The 17,094-nt window shown below is 72.0% G+C and carries 18 protein-coding genes; 13 read left to right on the top strand and 5 right to left on the bottom strand.

Going from position 1 to position 17,094, the window contains the following annotated elements:
- The first annotated feature begins 6 nt into the window (after nt 1–6).
- From atpA to IG63_RS0101875, 5 genes are all read left to right on the top strand, one after another.
- Nucleotides 7–1,644, top strand: a complete 1,638-nt coding sequence (atpA, locus tag IG63_RS0101895) for a F0F1 ATP synthase subunit alpha (protein ID WP_030482688.1) — start codon at nt 7–9, stop codon at nt 1,642–1,644.
- A gap of 41 nt (nt 1,645–1,685) precedes the next feature.
- On the top strand, nt 1,686–2,636 hold the full coding sequence (locus IG63_RS0101890) for a F0F1 ATP synthase subunit gamma (protein WP_030482687.1): 951 nt from the start codon (nt 1,686–1,688) through the stop codon (nt 2,634–2,636).
- A gap of 7 nt (nt 2,637–2,643) precedes the next feature.
- Nucleotides 2,644–4,113, top strand: a complete 1,470-nt coding sequence (atpD, locus tag IG63_RS0101885; RefSeq protein ID WP_030482686.1) for a F0F1 ATP synthase subunit beta — start codon at nt 2,644–2,646, stop codon at nt 4,111–4,113.
- Nucleotides 4,110–4,496, top strand: a complete 387-nt coding sequence (locus IG63_RS0101880) for a F0F1 ATP synthase subunit epsilon (protein WP_030482685.1) — start codon at nt 4,110–4,112, stop codon at nt 4,494–4,496. The genes atpD and IG63_RS0101880 overlap by 4 nt, the downstream gene beginning before the upstream one ends.
- Before the next feature lie 112 nt (nt 4,497–4,608).
- Nucleotides 4,609–5,043: a DUF2550 domain-containing protein gene (locus tag IG63_RS0101875; RefSeq protein WP_051706039.1), complete on the top strand. Its 435-nt coding sequence runs from the start codon at nt 4,609–4,611 to the stop codon at nt 5,041–5,043.
- 10 nt (nt 5,044–5,053) lie between these two features.
- Here IG63_RS0101875 and IG63_RS0101870 read toward each other — a convergent pair whose 3' ends face one another.
- The gene (locus tag IG63_RS0101870) at nt 5,054–5,629 is read right to left on the bottom strand and encodes a cob(I)yrinic acid a,c-diamide adenosyltransferase (RefSeq protein ID WP_030482683.1); all 576 of its coding nucleotides are present in this window, start codon (nt 5,627–5,629) and stop codon (nt 5,054–5,056) included.
- Between the two features lie 138 nt (nt 5,630–5,767).
- Between IG63_RS0101870 and IG63_RS23775 the strand changes: the two genes are divergently transcribed.
- From IG63_RS23775 to IG63_RS20320, 6 genes are all read left to right on the top strand, one after another.
- Entirely contained in the window at nt 5,768–5,902 is a 135-nt protein-coding gene (locus IG63_RS23775; protein WP_281174259.1) for a hypothetical protein, read from the top strand.
- Nucleotides 5,903–5,919: 17 nt separating this feature from the next.
- On the top strand, nt 5,920–6,465 hold the full coding sequence (locus tag IG63_RS0101860) for a P-loop NTPase family protein (protein ID WP_030482682.1): 546 nt from the start codon (nt 5,920–5,922) through the stop codon (nt 6,463–6,465).
- On the top strand, nt 6,462–7,787 hold the full coding sequence (gene murA / locus IG63_RS0101855) for a UDP-N-acetylglucosamine 1-carboxyvinyltransferase (RefSeq protein WP_030482681.1): 1,326 nt from the start codon (nt 6,462–6,464) through the stop codon (nt 7,785–7,787). Before IG63_RS0101860 ends, murA begins: the two co-directional genes overlap by 4 nt.
- A gap of 89 nt (nt 7,788–7,876) precedes the next feature.
- On the top strand, nt 7,877–8,212 hold the full coding sequence (locus IG63_RS0101850; RefSeq protein WP_051706038.1) for an STAS domain-containing protein: 336 nt from the start codon (nt 7,877–7,879) through the stop codon (nt 8,210–8,212).
- Nucleotides 8,213–8,310: 98 nt separating this feature from the next.
- Nucleotides 8,311–10,320, top strand: a complete 2,010-nt coding sequence (locus IG63_RS0101845; RefSeq protein WP_030482679.1) for a protein meaA — start codon at nt 8,311–8,313, stop codon at nt 10,318–10,320.
- 132 nt (nt 10,321–10,452) lie between these two features.
- On the top strand, nt 10,453–11,907 hold the full coding sequence (locus IG63_RS20320; protein ID WP_036194147.1) for a PAS domain S-box protein: 1,455 nt from the start codon (nt 10,453–10,455) through the stop codon (nt 11,905–11,907).
- 9 nt (nt 11,908–11,916) lie between these two features.
- On the opposite strand, the gene IG63_RS0101835 is transcribed toward IG63_RS20320, so the two are convergent.
- From IG63_RS0101835 to nucS, 3 genes are all read right to left on the bottom strand, one after another.
- On the bottom strand, nt 11,917–12,414 hold the full coding sequence (locus tag IG63_RS0101835; protein ID WP_030482678.1) for a hypothetical protein: 498 nt from the start codon (nt 12,412–12,414) through the stop codon (nt 11,917–11,919).
- Nucleotides 12,415–12,450: 36 nt separating this feature from the next.
- Nucleotides 12,451–12,966 (bottom strand): hypothetical protein, encoded by a 516-nt coding sequence (locus IG63_RS21230; RefSeq protein ID WP_030482677.1) that lies wholly within the window; start codon nt 12,964–12,966, stop codon nt 12,451–12,453.
- Nucleotides 12,967–13,049: 83 nt separating this feature from the next.
- Complete coding sequence (nucS, locus tag IG63_RS0101825; RefSeq protein ID WP_030482676.1) at nt 13,050–13,733, bottom strand: endonuclease NucS; 684 nt, start codon at nt 13,731–13,733, stop codon at nt 13,050–13,052.
- 31 nt (nt 13,734–13,764) lie between these two features.
- Here nucS and IG63_RS0101820 point away from each other — a divergent pair, with 31 nt between their 5' ends.
- Both IG63_RS0101820 and IG63_RS0101815 read left to right on the top strand, forming a co-directional pair.
- Nucleotides 13,765–14,691 (top strand): FAD-dependent oxidoreductase, encoded by a 927-nt coding sequence (locus tag IG63_RS0101820; protein WP_030482675.1) that lies wholly within the window; start codon nt 13,765–13,767, stop codon nt 14,689–14,691.
- Between the two features lie 47 nt (nt 14,692–14,738).
- Entirely contained in the window at nt 14,739–16,532 is a 1,794-nt protein-coding gene (locus IG63_RS0101815; RefSeq protein WP_030482674.1) for a 3-hydroxyacyl-CoA dehydrogenase family protein, read from the top strand.
- Here IG63_RS0101815 and IG63_RS0101810 read toward each other — a convergent pair.
- On the bottom strand, nt 16,517–17,077 hold the full coding sequence (locus tag IG63_RS0101810) for a DinB family protein (protein ID WP_211249166.1): 561 nt from the start codon (nt 17,075–17,077) through the stop codon (nt 16,517–16,519). The two genes, IG63_RS0101815 and IG63_RS0101810, sit on opposite strands and share 16 nt — an antisense overlap.
- Nucleotides 17,078–17,094 lie beyond the last annotated feature (17 nt).

Below are 17,094 nucleotides of genomic sequence, written 5' to 3'. Positions count from 1 at the left end.
AAGAAAATGACGGAGCTTTCCATCCGTCCGGAGGAGATCCGCGACGCGCTCCAGCGCTTCGTGTCGGACTACCAGCCCGACGCCGCCAGCAAGGAGGAGGTCGGCACCGTCGCCGAGGCCGGTGACGGCATCGCCCGCGTGGCCGGACTGCCCTCCGCCATGGCCAACGAGCTCCTGGAGTTCGAGGACGGCACCCTCGGCCTGGCGCTGAACCTCGACACCCGCGAGATCGGTGTGGTCGTCCTCGGTGACTTCGAGGGCATCGAGGAGGGCCAGAAGGTCAAGCGCACCGGCGAGATCCTCTCGGTCCCCGTGGGCGACAACTTCCTGGGCCGCGTGGTCGACCCGCTCGGCACCCCCATCGACGGCCTCGGCGAGATCGAGAGCGACACCCGCCGTGCGCTGGAGCTGCAGGCCCCCACGGTGATGCAGCGCAAGTCGGTGCACGAGCCCCTCGCCACGGGCATCAAGGCCATCGACTCGATGACCCCGATCGGCCGCGGTCAGCGGCAGCTCATCATCGGCGACCGCGCGACCGGCAAGACCACGATCGCGATCGACACGATCATGAACCAGAAGGCCAACTGGGAGTCCGGCGACCCCGAGAAGCAGGTCCGCTGCATCTACGTCGCCATCGGCCAGAAGGGCTCGACCATCGCCTCGGTGCGCGGCGCCCTCGAGGAAGCCGGTGCGCTGGAGTACACCACCATCGTCGCCGCCCCCGCGTCCGACAGCGCCGGCTTCAAGTACCTCGCGCCGTACACCGGCTCGGCCATCGGCCAGCAGTGGATGTACGACGGCAAGCACGTGCTGATCATCTTCGACGACCTCACCAAGCAGGCCGAGGCCTACCGTGCGGTCTCGCTGCTGCTGCGTCGCCCGCCGGGCCGCGAGGCCTACCCCGGCGACGTCTTCTACCTGCACTCCCGCCTGCTGGAGCGCTGCGCGAAGCTCTCCGACGACATGGGCGCGGGCTCGATGACGGGTCTGCCGATCATCGAGACCAAGGCCAACGACGTCTCGGCGTACATCCCGACCAACGTCATCTCGATCACCGACGGCCAGATCTTCCTGCAGTCCGACCTCTTCGCCTCCAACCAGCGCCCGGCGATCGACGTCGGCGTCTCGGTCTCGCGCGTCGGCGGCGCCGCGATGACCAAGGCGATGAAGGCGGTCACCGGCTCGCTGAAGGTCGACCTGGCGCAGTTCCGCGCGATGGAGGCCTTCGCGATGTTCGCCTCCGACCTCGACGCGGCCTCGCGCCAGCAGCTCGACCGCGGCCAGCGGCTGATGGCGCTGCTGCGCCAGCCGCAGTACTCGCCGTACCCGATCGAGAACATGACGGTGTCGCTGTGGCTGGGCACCTCGGGCCGGCTCGACCGCGTGCCGACCGAGGACGTGCTCCGCTTCGAGCACGAGTTCCTCGACTACCTGCACCGCTCGCACGACGGCATCCTCGCGGGCATCCGCGAGAGCCAGAAGTTCGAGGACGAGGACGGCCTCGCCGCCGCCTACGACTCCTTCCTCGACCAGTTCGAGACCTCCGAGGGCGGCTCGATCAAGCCCGGCAACGAGGCCGAGGCCGAGGCGCTGGAGGACGAGGACGTCGAGCAGGAGCAGATCGTCAAGCAGAAGCGGGGCTGACCCGTCGTGACCCGAGAGCCACACCCAGGGGGTGATCGCTGATGGCCGTATCGCTGCGTGAGTACCGCGCGCGGATCAAGTCGACGGAGTCGATGAAGAAGATCACGCGTGCCATGGAGCTCATCGCTGCGTCCCGGATCATCAAGGCGCAGCAGCGGGCGCAGGCGGCAGCGCCGTACGCCCGCGAGCTGACCCGGGCCGTCTCCGCGGTGGCGACCTTCTCCCACGTCGACCACCCGCTGACCACGGAGAGCGAGGACCCCAAGCGGGCCGCCGTGCTGGTCGTGACCAGCGACCGCGGGCTCGCCGGGGCCTACTCCTCCAGCGTGCTCAAGGAGTACGAGCGCCTCGCGAGCAAGCTGCGCGAGGAGGGCAAGGAGATCGAGACCTACGTCAGCGGCCGCAAGGCCGAGGCGTACCTCCGCTTCCGCAACCGCTCGGTGGTGCAGGCCTGGACGGGTCACTCCGACCAGCCGCACTACGAGGTCGCCCGTGAGATCGGGCAGGCGCTGATCGACGCGTTCCTTCTCGACGACGACGAGACCGGTGAGCGCGAGGTCGACGGTGGCACCGTCTCCTTCGCGGGCGTCGACGAGGTGCACGTGGTCTTCACGCGCTTCCGCTCGATGCTGACCCAGGAGCCGACGACCGTGCGGCTGCTGCCGCTGGAGGTCGTCGAGGGCGAGGACAAGCCGTCCCGGGAGGAGCTGCTGCCCCTCTACGAGTTCGAGCCCTCGCCGTCCGAGGTGCTCGACGGGCTGCTGCCGCGCTACGTGCAGAGCCGGATCTTCTTCGCCCTGCTGCAGGCGGCCGCCTCCGAGCTCGCCGCCCGCCAGAAGGCGATGAAGTCGGCCACCGACAACGCGGACGAGCTGATCAAGAAGTACACCCGCATCGCCAACCAGGCCCGCCAGGCCGGCATCACCCAGGAAATCAGCGAGATCGTCGGAGGCGTCAACGCGCTCGCCGACGCCACGGCCGGAAGTGAGTGAGACACAGATGACTGCGACTGCAGAAGAGACCCAGACCAACGAGGGACAGGGCGGTGTCGGCCGCATCGCGCGGGTGATCGGCCCGGTCGTCGACGTGGAGTTCGCGTCCGACGAGATGCCCGAGATCTACAACAAGCTCGAGTCCGAGGTCACCCTCGGCGGCCAGACCACGGTGCTGCCCCTCGAGGTCTCCCAGCACATCGGCGACGGCATGGTCCGCGCCATCTCGCTGAAGCCCACCGACGGCCTGGTCCGCGGTGCCCAGGTGCGCGACACCGGCGGCCCGATCTCGGTGCCCGTCGGCGACATCACCAAGGGCCACGTCTTCGACGCCCTCGGCAACGTGCTCAACCTCGAGGAGGGGGAGGAGTACGACGTCAAGGAGCGGTGGGGCATCCACCGCAAGGCTCCGGCCTTCGACCAGCTCGAGGCCAAGACCGAGATGTTCGAGACCGGCATCAAGGTCATCGACCTGCTGACGCCCTACGTGCTCGGCGGCAAGATCGGCCTCTTCGGCGGCGCCGGGGTCGGCAAGACCGTGCTGATCCAGGAGATGATCGCCCGCGTCGCCAAGGACCACGGCGGTGTGTCGGTCTTCGCCGGCGTCGGCGAGCGCACCCGTGAGGGCAACGACCTGATCGTGGAGATGGAGGAGGCCGGCGTCATCGGCCAGACCGCCCTCGTCTTCGGCCAGATGGACGAGCCGCCGGGCACCCGGCTGCGGGTCGCGCTGTCCGCGCTGACGATGGCGGAGTACTTCCGCGACGTGCAGAACCAGGACGTGCTGCTCTTCATCGACAACATCTTCCGCTTCACCCAGGCGGGCTCCGAGGTCTCCACGCTGCTCGGCCGGATGCCGTCGGCCGTGGGCTACCAGCCCAACCTGGCCGACGAGATGGGCGTGCTCCAGGAGCGGATCACCTCGACGCGTGGTCACTCGATCACCTCGATGCAGGCGATCTACGTGCCGGCCGACGACTACACCGACCCGGCGCCCGCGACCACCTTCGCCCACCTCGACGCCACCACGGAGCTCTCGCGCGAGATCGCCTCGCTCGGCATCTACCCCGCGGTGGACCCGCTGACGTCGACCTCGCGGATCCTCGACCCGCAGTACATCGGCAAGGACCACTACGACTGCGCGATCCGCATCAAGCAGATCCTGCAGCGCAACAAGGAGCTGCAGGACATCATCGCGATCCTCGGTGTCGACGAGCTGTCCGAGGAGGACAAGATCATCGTCAGCCGGGCCCGCCGGATCCAGCGGTTCCTCTCGCAGAACACCTACGTGGCCAAGCAATTCACCGGCATCGAGGGCTCCACGGTCCCCGTGGCCGACACGATCGAGGCCTTCAACAAGATCGCCGACGGCGAGTACGACCACGTCGCCGAGCAGGCCTTCTTCATGTGCGGTGGCCTCGACGACGTCGAGCGCCGCTGGGCCGAGATCCAGAAGCAGACCGGAGAGTCGTCGTGAGCCTGCACGTCGAGCTCGTCGCCGCCGACCGCCTCGTGTGGTCGGGGGAGGCGGACCGCGTGATCGCGCGCACGGCCGAGGGTGACATCGGCGTGCTCACCGGGCACGCGCCGCTGCTCGGTCTGCTGGTCGAGGGCGTCGTCGACGTGCAGACCACCGACGGCGAGACCTGGGTGGCTGCGGTCGACTCCGGCTTCCTGTCGGTGGCCAACGACCGCGTCTCCATCCTCTCCGAGACCGCCGAGATGGCGCACGACATCGACCTCTCCAAGGCACGTCAGGACCTCGAGCGGGCCCACGAGGCGGGCGAGGGCGACGACGAGGCGCGCACCGAGGTACGCCGCCTCGAAGCGCGCGTGCGTGCCGCCGAGCGGAGCAGCTGACCCGCACCACACACGAGGGCCGCCCCGGTCGCACCGGGGCGGCCCTCGTGCGTTCTCGCGCATCTCCTACCCTGAGCCCAGGGGAACCCGTCGGCGACGGAACGAGGTGCGGATGACCTGGTGGCTGTGGCTGCTCGACGCGGTTGGCGCCGTGCTGCTCCTGGTCCTCCTCGTCGGTGTCGGGCTCGTCCTGAGGCGCCGGCTGCTCGAGCGTCGTGGCGGCACCTTCGAGCTCAGCGTGCGCGACGACGGCGGCTGGGCGCTCGGCCTCGGCCGCTACCGCGCCGACTCGCTCGAGTGGTTCCGGATCTTCTCCCCGAGCCCCTCGCCCAGCCGCGTCTGGCAGCGTCGTGACCTGGTGCTCCTCGGGCAGCGGCTCCGCAGCCCGGACGAGCGGCACATGCTGTACGCCGACCAGGTCGTGATCCGCTGCAGGACCCGCGACGGCGAGCTCGAGCTCGCCCTGGCCGCCGACTCCCTCACGGGCCTCTCGTCCTGGCTCGAGGCCGGCCCTCCCGGCTCGCGCGGGGCCGGCGCCGGGGGCTGAGCCGGCGCGGTCAGCCGCGCTCTCCGCCGGGGACCCAGAGCACGTCGCCCTGCTCGCGGTTGAGGTGGCGGGCGAGGATGAAGAGCAGGTCGCTGAGGCGGTTGAGGTAGGTGATCGCGAGCTGGTTCATCTGCTCGCCGTGGGTCTCGAAGGCCGCCCAGGCGGAGCGCTCGGCGCGGCGGCACACGGTGCGGGCGACGTGCAGCTGGGCGGCGGCGGGCGTGCCGCCGTTGAGGATGAAGGAGCGCAGCGTGGGGAGACCCTCGTTGTAGGCGTCGCACCAGCCCTCGAGGCGGTCGACGTAGTCCTGCTCGATCCGCAGCGGGGGGTACGCCGGGTCGCTCACCACGGGGGTGCACAGGTCGGCACCGACGTCGAAGAGGTCGTTCTGAACGTGGGGGAGCACGGCGGCGACGTCGTCCTCGACGCCGCCGGTCGCCAGGGCGACGCCGAGGTGGGCGTTGGTCTCGTCGACGTCGGCGTAGGCCTGCAGCCGCAGGTCCAGCTTGGTGGTCTCGCTCATGTCGCCGAGCCGGGTGCGGCCGCCGTCGCCGGTGCGGGTGTAGATCCGCGTCAGGTTCACCATGCGCTCACCCTAGGAGGCGGCGCCGTACGCCCCACGCCGACGGCGTGTGTGAGCAACCTCGCGGCCCGTCCACCTGGTCAGGTGGGAACCCGTCCGGTTGGGTAGGTGATCTCGGACCGACCAGGAGGTGGCCGTCGCATGCACTGCGAGCACTGCGCGCACGAGTGGCACGGCCTGCGCTGCGCCCACGAGGCCGTCGTACGCCGCGGCTGGTCGCTGGCGCGCGAGACCTGCTCGTGCGAGCACTCCGACCTGGGGCACCTGGCCGGCTGACGTGGCACCCTGACCCGGTGCCGGTCACGCAGCAGCTCGGGGGAGCCCGGCGGATCCTGCTCCACGGGGTGACCGGGGCGGGCAAGTCGACGCTGGCGGCGGCGCTGGGGGAGCACCTCGACCTCCCCTGGACCGACATGGACCACCTCGCGTGGCGACCCGGGTGGGTCGAGTCACCGCACGAGCGGCTGCGGGCCGAGGTCGAGCGGATCGTCGCGGGGGAGGGCTGGATCCTCGACACCGCCTACTCGAGCGTGCGCCCGCTGGTGCTCGCCCGGGCCGAGGTGGTCGTCGCGCTCGACTACGCCGCCCACGTCTCGCTGGGCCGCCTGCTGCGACGCACCGTGCGCCGGGTCGTGACCCGTGAGCGGGTCTGCCACGGCAACGTCGAGACCCTGCGCCGAGCGCTCGGCCCGGAGTCGATCCTGCGCTGGCACGTGCGCGCGCTGCCCCGCAAGCGCGCGGCGACCCGGGCGATGTGCGAGGCCGCCGAGGGTCCACCCGTGCTGGTGCTCCGCCACCCGCGCGAGGCGGAGCGGCTGCTCGCTAGTCTCGCGGGATGAGCGGGTTCGAGGTCGTCTCCGGGGGGCCGCTGACCCGACCGCTCGAGGGCACGGTGCACGTGGGGGGCGCCAAGAACTCCGCGCTGAAGCTGATGGCCGCGGCGCTGCTGGCCCCGGGTCGCAGCGTGGTGCACAACGTGCCGCACATCCTCGACGTGGTGGTCATGGGCGACCTGCTGACGCAGCTGGGCTGCGGGGTCGAGATCACCTTCCCCGACGAGGTCGACGGCACGGCCGGCTCCGGCTCGGGGCGCGTGGTCATCGAGGTGCCCGAGGACCTCGGCCACGAGGCGCCGTACCACCTGGTGCGCCGGCTGCGCGCGTCGATCGCCGTGCTCGGCCCGCTCACCGCCCGCTGCGGGCGGGCCAGCGTGGCGCTGCCGGGAGGTGACGCGATCGGCTCGCGGGGCCTCGACATGCACATGCGCGGCCTGGTCGACCTCGGGGCCAGGGTGCGCATCGAGCACGGGCAGGTGGTGGCCGAGGTCGGTCCCGACGGCCTGCACGGCACCTCGCTCTACCTCGACTTCCCGTCGGTCGGGGCGACCGAGAACCTGCTGATGGCGGCGGTGCTCGCCGAGGGCCACACGGTCATCGACAACGCCGCCCGAGAGCCCGAGATCGTCGACCTGTGCCAGATGCTCGTGGCCATGGGGGCCCGCATCGAGGGCATCTCCGGCTCCACCCTGGAGGTCGACGGCGTACGCCGCCTCACCCCCGTCGAGCACCACACCGTGACCGACCGGATCGTCACGGGCACCTGGGTCTTCGCCACCGCGATCGCCGGCGGGGCGCTGCGTGTCGAGGGCGGTCGCGCCCACCACCTCGAGCTGGTGCTCGACAAGCTGGTCGGCGCGGGGCTCTCCGTCGACCTCGACGACGCCGCGCTCACGGTGCGCTGCGAGCAGCGGCTGCGCGCCTTCGACGTCGCAACGCTGCCCTACCCCGGCTTCCCGACCGACCTGCAGCCCTTCGCGATGGCGCTGGCCGCCGTCTCCGACGGCACCGCCATGATCACCGAGAACGTCTTCGAGGCGCGCTTCATGTTCGCCCAGGAGCTCGCCCGGCTCGGCGCCGACCTGCGCACCGACGGTCACCACGCGGTCGTGCGGGGCGTGCCGGAGCTCTCGGGCGCGCCGGTGGTCGCCCACGACATCCGGGCCGGGGCCGCCCTGGTGCTGGCCGGCATGGCCGCGCAGGGCCGCACGGTGGTCGCAGAGGGTCACCACGTCGACCGCGGCTACCCGTGGTTCGCCGAGACCCTGGCCGGGGTCGGTGCCGGGGTACGCCGCCTCGAGGGCGATCCGGTCGCGTCCGGCTAGTCCCCAGGTCTCGGTTTGGCAGCGCTTGCGGAAAGTCGCGCGCCGGGAGCCCCACCCGAGTGGTACTCATGGTGGAAGGGGTGGGGCGGATGCAGTTCTCGTACGACGGTGACGTGCTGGTGGTGCGTGGCGCGCTCGACGTGCGCTGCACGGCCGAGCTGCGCGAGCGGCTCTACCACCTCATCGACCAGGTGGGCGGCACCGTCGTCGTCGACATCACCGCGGTCGACTCGGTCGACATGACGACGCTCAAGCTGCTGGCCGTGGCCAACCGGGTGGCGGGCCGCCGCGGTGGGCGGGTGGTGCTGCGCGGGGCGAGCACCGGCGTACGCCGGCTGCTGCACCTGACCCACCTGCGCTCGGTGCTGCCGCTGGAGCCCCCGCAGGAGCCGGCCGCGGAGGCCGCCCCCGTCGCACCGGTGTGACGACCGCCCCCACGGGAGCGCCCGCTGTGAGATGTGCCGGGTGTGACTGATCTGACATCGACATGTCGCGGCCGGTGAATGCGCCCTAACCTCGGGCCATGAGCAGCGAGCGCGGTCCCAAGGACCGGCCGTGGGTGATGCGGACCTACGCCGGTCACTCCTCGGCCACCGAGTCCAACAAGCTCTACCGCACCAACCTCTCCAAGGGGCAGACCGGCCTCTCGGTGGCCTTCGACCTGCCGACCCAGACCGGCTACGACCCGACCTCGCCCCTCGCGCGGGGCGAGGTCGGCAAGGTGGGGGTCCCGGTGCCGCACCTGGGCGAGATGCGTCGCCTCTTCGCCGACATCCCGCTCACGGGCATGAACACCTCGATGACGATCAACGCCACGGCGATGTGGCTGCTGGCGCTCTACCAGGTGGTCGCGGAGGAGCAGAACCCCGAGCTCGAGCCGCGCGAGGTCGCCGCCCAGCTGGCCGGCACCACGCAGAACGACATCATCAAGGAGTACCTCTCCCGGGGCACCTACGTCTTCCCGCCGGAGCACTCGCTGCGGCTGATCTCCGACGTCATCGCCTACACCGTCAACGAGATCCCGAAGTGGAACCCGATCAACATCTGCAGCTACCACCTGCAGGAGGCCGGAGCGACGCCGACGCAGGAGCTCGCCTACGCCCTGTGCACGGCGATCGCGGTGCTCGACCGGGTCAAGGACTCCGGCCAGGTCTCCGAGGAGGACTTCGAGAAGGTCGTCGGCCGGATCTCCTTCTTCGTCAACGCGGGCGTGCGCTTCGTCGAGGAGATGTGCAAGATGCGCGCCTTCGTGCAGCTGTGGGACGAGATCACCCGCGAGCGCTACGGCGTCCAGGACCCCAAGATGCGCCGCTTCCGCTACGGCGTGCAGGTCAACTCGCTGGGCCTGACCGAGGCGCAGCCGGAGAACAACGTGCAGCGCATCGTGCTGGAGATGCTCGGCGTGACGCTGAGCAAGGGGGCCCGGGCGCGCGCCGTGCAGCTGCCCGCGTGGAACGAGGCGCTCGGCCTGCCGCGCCCGTGGGACCAGCAGTGGTCGCTGCGGCTCCAGCAGGTGCTGGCCTTCGAGTCCGACCTGCTCGAGTACGACGACCTCTTCGACGGCTCGCACGTCGTGGAGGCCCGGGTGGCCCGGCTCGTCGACGACGCGCGCGCCGAGATCGACCGGGTGCAGGCGATGGGCGGCGCGATCGCCGCCGTCGAGTCGGGCTACATGAAGCAGGAGCTGGTCAGCAGCCACGCCGCCCGGCGCGCCCGCATCGAGAGCGGCGAGGAGGTCGTCGTGGGGGTCAACCGCTACGAGACCACCGAGCCGTCGCCGCTCACCGCCGACCTCGACACCGCCATCCAGGCCGCCGACCCCGAGGCCGAGCGCGCGGCGGTGGCCGCGCTGGAGGACTGGCTCGCCCAGCGCGACCAGCACGCCGTCGAGGCCGCGCTGGCCGCGCTGGCCGAGGCGGCCAAGACCGACGTCAACCTGATGCCGGCGACGCTGGCGGCGGCGCGGGCCGGAGCGACCACGGGGGAGTGGGCCGGGACGCTGCGCGAGGTCTTCGGCGAGTTCCGCGCCCCGACGGGGGTCTCCGGCGCGGTCGGGCTCGCCGACGGCGGCCAGGAGCTGACCGACGTCCGCGAGCAGGTGCGACGCACCGGCGAGGAGCTGGGCGGGCGGCTGCGACTGCTGGTCGGCAAGCCCGGTCTCGACGGTCACTCCAACGGCGCCGAGCAGGTCGCGGTGCGCGCCCGGGACGCGGGCTTCGAGGTCGTCTACCAGGGCATCCGGCTCACCCCGGAGCAGATCGTGTCGGCCGCGGTGGCCGAGGACGTGCACTGCGTCGGCCTCTCGATCCTCTCCGGCTCGCACATGGAGCTGGTGCCGGACGTGCTGGCGCAGATGCGCGAGGCCGGGATCGACGACGTCCCCGTCATCGTCGGGGGGATCATCCCCGACCGCGACGCGCGCGCGCTCAAGGAGCTCGGCGTCGCGGAGGTCTTCACGCCCAAGGACTTCAGCCTCACCCAGGCCATGGGGGGCATCGTGCGCGCCATCCGCAGCGCCCACGGACTGGTCTAGAGGACCTGCGGGTCAAACCGGGGCCGACCTGGCCGAACCGACGACCCGAGAGCCCCAGGCGTCGTAGTGTGCGGGAGACCGCACCGGCGAGGCCGACTCGGGCGACGACACGGAAGCGAACAGCACACCCCCATGCTGCAGGCGCACGACGACCGACCGTGGGAGCGGGACGCTCTCACGGCGACGGTGCGCGCCTCGCCGGAGGCGATGGTGCTGTGCGACGCGACGGGCGCCATCCTGGTCGCCAACGACGCGGCGTCCGCGCTCGTGGGCGTCCCCGTGAGCGCCATGACCGGCATGACGATCACCGAGTTCGGCCGCGACACCATGCACGACTTCCAGCGCACGATGGTCTCGGCCGTCACGGTCAACCAGGTCGAGGTCACCGTCCGCGACTGCCGGGTGCTCCGCGCCGACGGCGAGCGGCTCCACCTCGACCTCACCGTGGGTCCCGTGTCCACCTCCGACGGCCCGCTGGTCACCGTGGTGATGCGCGACGCCGGCGAGAAGCAGCAGCAGACCAAGCTCTTCCGGGGGCTGCTCGAGGCGGCGCCCGACGCCATGGTCATCGTCGACCGCAGCGGGGTCATCACGCTGGTCAACGCGCAGGCCGAGCAGATGTTCGGCTACGAGCGGTCCGAGCTGGTCGGCCAGCAGGTCGAGGTGCTGGTGCCCGACCGCTACGCCGGCATGCACATGGCCTTCCGGCAGGGCTACGTCACCGAGCCCCAGGCGCGCCCGATGGGCCTGGCCGGTGACCTGCGCGCCCGCCGCAAGGACGGCTCGGAGCTGCCGGTCGAGATCACGCTCTCGCCGCTGGAGACCGACGAGGGCCTGCTCGTGCTCGCGGCGGTGCGCGACATCTCCGAGCGCCGCCGGATGCAGGAGGAGACCGACCGGGTCAAGGACGACTTCTTCGCCACGGTCTCCCACGAGCTGCGCACGCCGCTGACCTCGATGATCGGCTACGGCGAGCTGATGGGCGACCTGGAGGAGCTCAGCCCCCAGGGGCAGCGCTTCCTCTCGGTGATCATGCGCAGCGCGGAGCGCGAGCTGCGCCTCGTCGACGACCTGCTGACGCTCGTGGCGATCGAGGAGTCCGGACTCTCGATCCGCGCCACCGACATCGACCTCGAGCAGGTGGTCCGCGACGCCGTGGAGGCGGGACGGCCGCGGGCCGAGGAGGCGCAGCTGAGCCTGTCGCTCGAGACCCCCGGCTACGCCGTCGCGATGGCGGGCGACCGGGACCGGCTCGGTCAGGCGCTCGACAACCTGCTCTCCAACGCCATCGAGTTCACCCCCGCCGGCGGCCGGGTGCGCGTCGTGCTGCGCCACACCGCCTCGCAGGCGCAGATCGACGTCGTCGACACCGGCGTCGGCATCGGCGAGGAGGACCCGCAGCAGCTCTTCGAGCGGCTCTTCCGCGCGCCGACCGCGGTGGCGCAGCAGACACCCGGCGCCGGGCTCGGCCTCACCATCGCGCTGGCCATCGTCGAGGCCCACGCCGGGAGCATCGAGGTCGTCGCCGGCGAGGACGCCGGCACCACCTTCCGGATGACCTTCCCGCTGCGCAGCGACGAGGCCTGAGCCGCGGGCTCAGACGCGCTCGTAGCGCACCCGGAGCCACGGCAGCCAGTAGCCGTCGACCAGCCGCTCCCAGTGCGCCAGCAGGGGGTCGTGCGAGCGGGTCGGCAGCTGGAAGGTCGCCCGGGTGCCGGGACCCAGCACCTGCATCACGCCGTCGCCCGCATCGCTGAGCCGCGTGAGCTCGGGCATCGAGCCCTCCTCGAAGGCCAGCATCTGCCAGCCCCCGTCGGGGTGCTCCCCGCCGATCACCTGGTGCACGTGGACCAGGCGGTCGCCGACGCGGGTGGCGCTCTGGTGGGTGATCCAGCGGCCGCCGGGCAGCGGCGCCCACGAGTCTTGCCCGCGGATGCGGGCCGCCTCGTCGCCCTGGCGGTCGAAGACGGTGCCCGTGGTGCGCCACCGGCCGAGCAGCGGCAGCAGCGGGCGCAGGTGGTCGGCCAGGGCCTCGGCCTGCTCGGACGGTGCGGACGACGGGCCGTCGTCGTGGTGGCTCGGTGCGGGCACCATGGGTCCTCCCCCGGTCGGACTGCCCCCAGTGTGCTCCTACGCCGAGCCGCGCGACAGCCCGTCCGAGGAGGGCGTGGCCGTGCCGCGGCGGTGGAAGTGCAGGTCGAGCCAGCGCACCCGAGCCCCGTCGACCTCCCGCTCCCAGTGCGCGGTCATCACGCCCTCCGCGGCGAGGCGGAGGTCGAAGACCCCGCGGGTGCCCTCACCCTCGACCACGACGTGGTGCGGGCCGTCGAGGCTGACCCGGGTGAGCTCGGGCAGCAGGCCCTCGTCGAAGACCAGCATCTGCCAGCCGCCGTCGGGGTGGCTGCCGCCCACGACCTCGTGGAGGTAGTTGGGCACGCCCGAGGTCGTCGTCGCGCTCTGGTGGGCGATCCAGCGCCCGCCGGGCAGCGCCGTCCACGAGTCGTGACCGCCGAGCCGGGCGCTGCGCGCACCGCGTGGGCCGTGCACCGTGCCGGTGGTGCGCCAGAGGCCGAGCAGGGGCCGCAGGGGGGTGAGGTGCTCGTGGAGCACCACCGGCTCCTCGGGCGACAGCGTGGGCTCGGGCATCGGCGGCTCCCCTCCGGCCACCAGTCTGCTCCAGCCGACGCCCGGTGTCGCGCCTCCGGGCGCAGGAGGTCGGAGCCGGGAGGTCAGAAGAGGCGCTGGGAGGGGTCGTCCATGCCGCGCAGGGCGTCGTAGTCGACGACGGCGCAGCCGATGCCGCGGTCGGTGGCCAGCACCCGGGCCTGCGGCTTGATCTCCTGGGCGGCGAAGATGCCGCGCACCGGCCCCTTGCGGGTGAGGGCGGGGTCGCGGTTGAGCAGCTCGAGGTAGCGGGTGAGCTGCTCGACGCCGTCGATCTCGCCGCGCCGCTTGACCTCCACCGCGACCGAGGCGCCGTCGTCGGCGCGGCACATCAGGTCGACCGGACCGATGGCGGTGGGGAACTCGCGGCGTACCAGGGTCAGGCCGTCGGCGAGCGTCGCCGGGTGCTCGGCCAGCAGCTCCTGCAGGTGCTTCTCGACGCCGTCCTTCACCAGCCCCGGATCCACCCCGAGGTCGTGGCTGGTGTCGGAGTGGACCTCCTCGACGATGATGCGCAGCGAGTCGCCGGACTTGGCCTCGACCAGCCACTCGACCCGGCCGTCCTCGGTCTCGCCCACCCGCAGGGTGCACGGCGGGCTCATCCAGTTCAGCGGCTTGTAGGAGCCGCCGTCGGAGTGCACCAGCACCGAGCCGTCGGCCTTGAGCATCAGCACCCGGGTCGCCATGGGGAGGTGGGCGGTGAGCCGGCCGGCGTAGTCGACCTGGCAGCGCGCGACGACGAGTCTCACGGTCGGCGAATCTACCTGCCATCCTGTGCGGGTGGCACGCGTGGTGGTCGTCGGGGCCGGGGTCGTCGGGCTGACCTGTGCGGTCAGGCTCGCGGAGGCGGGCCACCGGGTCGACGTGCTGGCCCGCGACCTGCCCCTCGAGACCACCTCCGTGGTCGCGGCCGCGGTGTGGGGGCCCTACCAGGCGCTGCCGCCCGAGCGCGTGACGGCGTGGTCGGCGCGGTCCTACGAGGTCTTCGCCGAGCTGGCCGAGGTGGCGAGCGAGGCGACGGGCGTGCGGATGGTGCCGGGCACGGAGGTCTTCGAGCGCCCGGAGCCAGACCCGTGGTGGGCCGGCGCCGTGCCGGGGCTCGCCCGGGTGGCGGCGCCCGCGCCGTACGCCGACGCGTGGTCCTTCCGGGCTCCCGTGGTCGACATGCCGCTCTACCTGGTCTGGCTGCGCACCCGGCTCGAGCAGCTGGGCGGCACGCTGACCCGCGCCAGTCTCGGCGGGCTGCCCGAGCCGCGGGCCGACGAGGTCGTGGTCGACGCCGCCGGCCTGGGCGCCCGCCTGCTCGCGCACGACGACGACCTGCGCCCGGTCCGCGGGCAGGTGCTCCACGTCGCGGGGGTCCGCCTCGACCGCTGGTGGCTGCACGCGGCCGGGCCGACGTACGTCATCCCGCGCACCGAGGTGGTCGTCGTGGGCGGCACCGACGAGCCCGGCGTCTGGAGCCGGACCGTCTCGCCCGAGACCACCGAGGCGATCTGGAGCCGGGCGACCGCGCTCGTGCCGGAGCTGGCGCGGGGGCGGATCGTCGCCCAGCGGGTCGGGCTGCGGCCGGTGCGCACCTCGGTGCGCGTCGAGGCGCAGGGTCGCACCGTGCACTGCTACGGCCACGGCGGCGCCGGGGTGACGCTGTCGTGGGGGACCGCGGAGGAGGTCGTCCGGCTCGTCGACGACCTCGCGGCGCCGTGACCCTCGCCACATCGTGAACGAGCATTAACCCTGGCAGGATGCCCGCCATGACTGAGGCAGCGCAGCACGAGTTCAGCACGGTCGGCGTCATCGGGCTCGGGACCATGGGGGCGGGCATCGCCGAGGTCTTCGCGCGGCACGGCTACTCCGTGATCGGCGTCGAGGTCGACGAGGAGGGCACGGCGCGCGGCCGCCAGCACCTCGAGGGCTCCACGGCGCGGGCGGTCAAGCGCGAGAAGCTGACCGACGTCGAGCGCGACGAGCTGCTCGGGCGCGTCTCCTATGCCACCTCCCTGAAGGACCTCGCGGACGCCGACCTCGTCATCGAGGCCGTCGTGGAGTCGCTGGAGGTCAAGAAGCGGATCTTCGCCGAGCTCGAGGACGTGGTCTCCGCCGACGCCGTGCTCGCGACCAACACCTCCTCGCTGTCGGTCACGGAGATCTCGACCGCCAACCGGCACCCCGGCCGCGTCGTCGGGGTGCACTTCTTCAACCCCGCGCCGGTGCAGAAGTTCGTCGAGGTCGTCCGCACCGTCGTCACCGAGCCGCAGGTGCTCGACGACGTCACCGCGCTGGTCCGCACCCTGGGCAAGAACCCCGTGGTCTGCGGCGACAAGGCCGGCTTCATTGCCAACACGTTGCTCTTCGGCTACCTCAACCACGCGGTCTCGATGTTCGAGCACCGCTACGCCAGCCGCGAGGACATCGACGCCGCGATGCGCTTCGGCTGCGGCTACCCGATGGGGCCGCTGGCGCTGCTCGACCTGATCGGCCTCGACACGGCCTACGAGATCCTCGAGACGATGTACCGCCAGGGTCGCGACCGGCTGCACGCGCCGGCGCCCATCCTCAAGCAGATGGTCACCGCCGGGCTGCTGGGGCGCAAGACCGGTCGCGGCTTCTACACCTACGAGGCGGCCGACTCCCCGGTCGTGGTGCCCGACGAGCGCACGCCGTCGGCCGACGAGGCGCCGCAGCTGCGCCACGACATCCGTCGGGTGGGCGTCGTGGGCACCGGCACCATGGCCAGCGGCATCGTCGAGGTCTTCGCCAAGGCGGGGTACGCCGTCACCTACGTCGGCCGCAGCCAGGAGAAGGTCGACGGCGTCGCCGCGACCATCGAGCGCTCGCTCGACAAGGCGATCCAGCGGGGCCGCCTGGAGGAGTCGGTCAAGCCCGAGGTGCTCGGACGCCTCACCGGCACGACCTCGCTCGACGACCTCGCCGACGCCGACCTCGTGGTCGAGGCGATCGCCGAGGACCTCAAGGTCAAGACCACCCTCTTCGAGAACCTCGACGAGATCTGCAAGCCCGGCGCGATCCTCGCGACGACCACGTCGTCGCTGCCGATCATCGCCTGCGCGGGCGCGACCGACCGGCCGCAGGACGTCATCGGGATGCACTTCTTCAACCCCGCGCCGGTGATGAAGCTGGTGGAGGTCGTCTCGACCGTCTCCACCAGCTCCGAGGTCGCCGAGACGGTGCAGGCGCTGTGCGCCGCGGTCGGCAAGGTGCCGGTCTCCTGCGGCGACCGCGCCGGCTTCATCGTCAACGCACTGCTCTTCCCCTACCTCAACGACGCGATCAAGATGCTCGAGGCGCACTACGCCACCGCCGACGACATCGACACCGCGATGAAGCAGGGCTGTGCCCTGCCGATGGGTCCCTTCGAGCTGCTCGACGTGGTCGGCAATGACGTCTCGCTGGCGATCCAGCGCGAGCTCTACCTGGAGTTCCGCGAGCCCGGCTTCGCCCCCGCCCCGCTCCTGGAGCACCTCGTCACGGCCGGCTACCTCGGACGCAAGACCAAGCGCGGCTTCCGCGACTACTCGAGGCGCTGACGGTAGAGGTCCCGCAGCAGGGCGATCTCGGCCCCGTGGTGCAGCAGCTCGCGGTGGATGTGCAGCACCAGGGCGGCCATCGGGTCCTGCTCGAAGCCGGGCTCCCCGCAGGGACGCGCCAGCGCCTCGGCGTCGAGGCGGCGTACGCCGGCGACCCAGCGGTCGTGGGCCTCGTCGAGCTGGGCCAGCGCCTCGTCGGCCGTGGCGGCGTACGTCCACGACTCGTAGTCGGCGGCGGGCCCGCCGAAGTGGGTGGCGTTGCGCATCGCCAGGACGCCGACGATCACGTGCCCGAGGCGCCAGGCGATGGTGGTGACGGGCTCGGGGTCGGGCTCGGGGATCTCAAAGTCGATGGTGACCTCGCCCGCGCCGGCCTGGATCGGCGCGGATCCGGTGCCCCGCGGTCGCACGCTCCAGCAGCCGGGCACGGGCTCCCAGAGGTACTCCGCGTCGGTGAGGCCGGCGAGGCGGGGCCGCAGCTGGTGGCGCCAGTGCCACTCCAGCTGGTCGAGGAGCAGCGTCGTCCAGTCCAGGGTCGTCGTCATGCGCCCAGCCTCGTGTG

This window comes from Nocardioides aequoreus (assembly GCF_000720335.1).
Taxonomy (GTDB): Bacteria; Actinomycetota; Actinomycetes; order Propionibacteriales; family Nocardioidaceae; genus Marmoricola; species Marmoricola aequoreus.
Note: the sequence above shows the minus strand (reverse complement) of the source record. Positions and strands in the feature narration are given on the sequence as shown.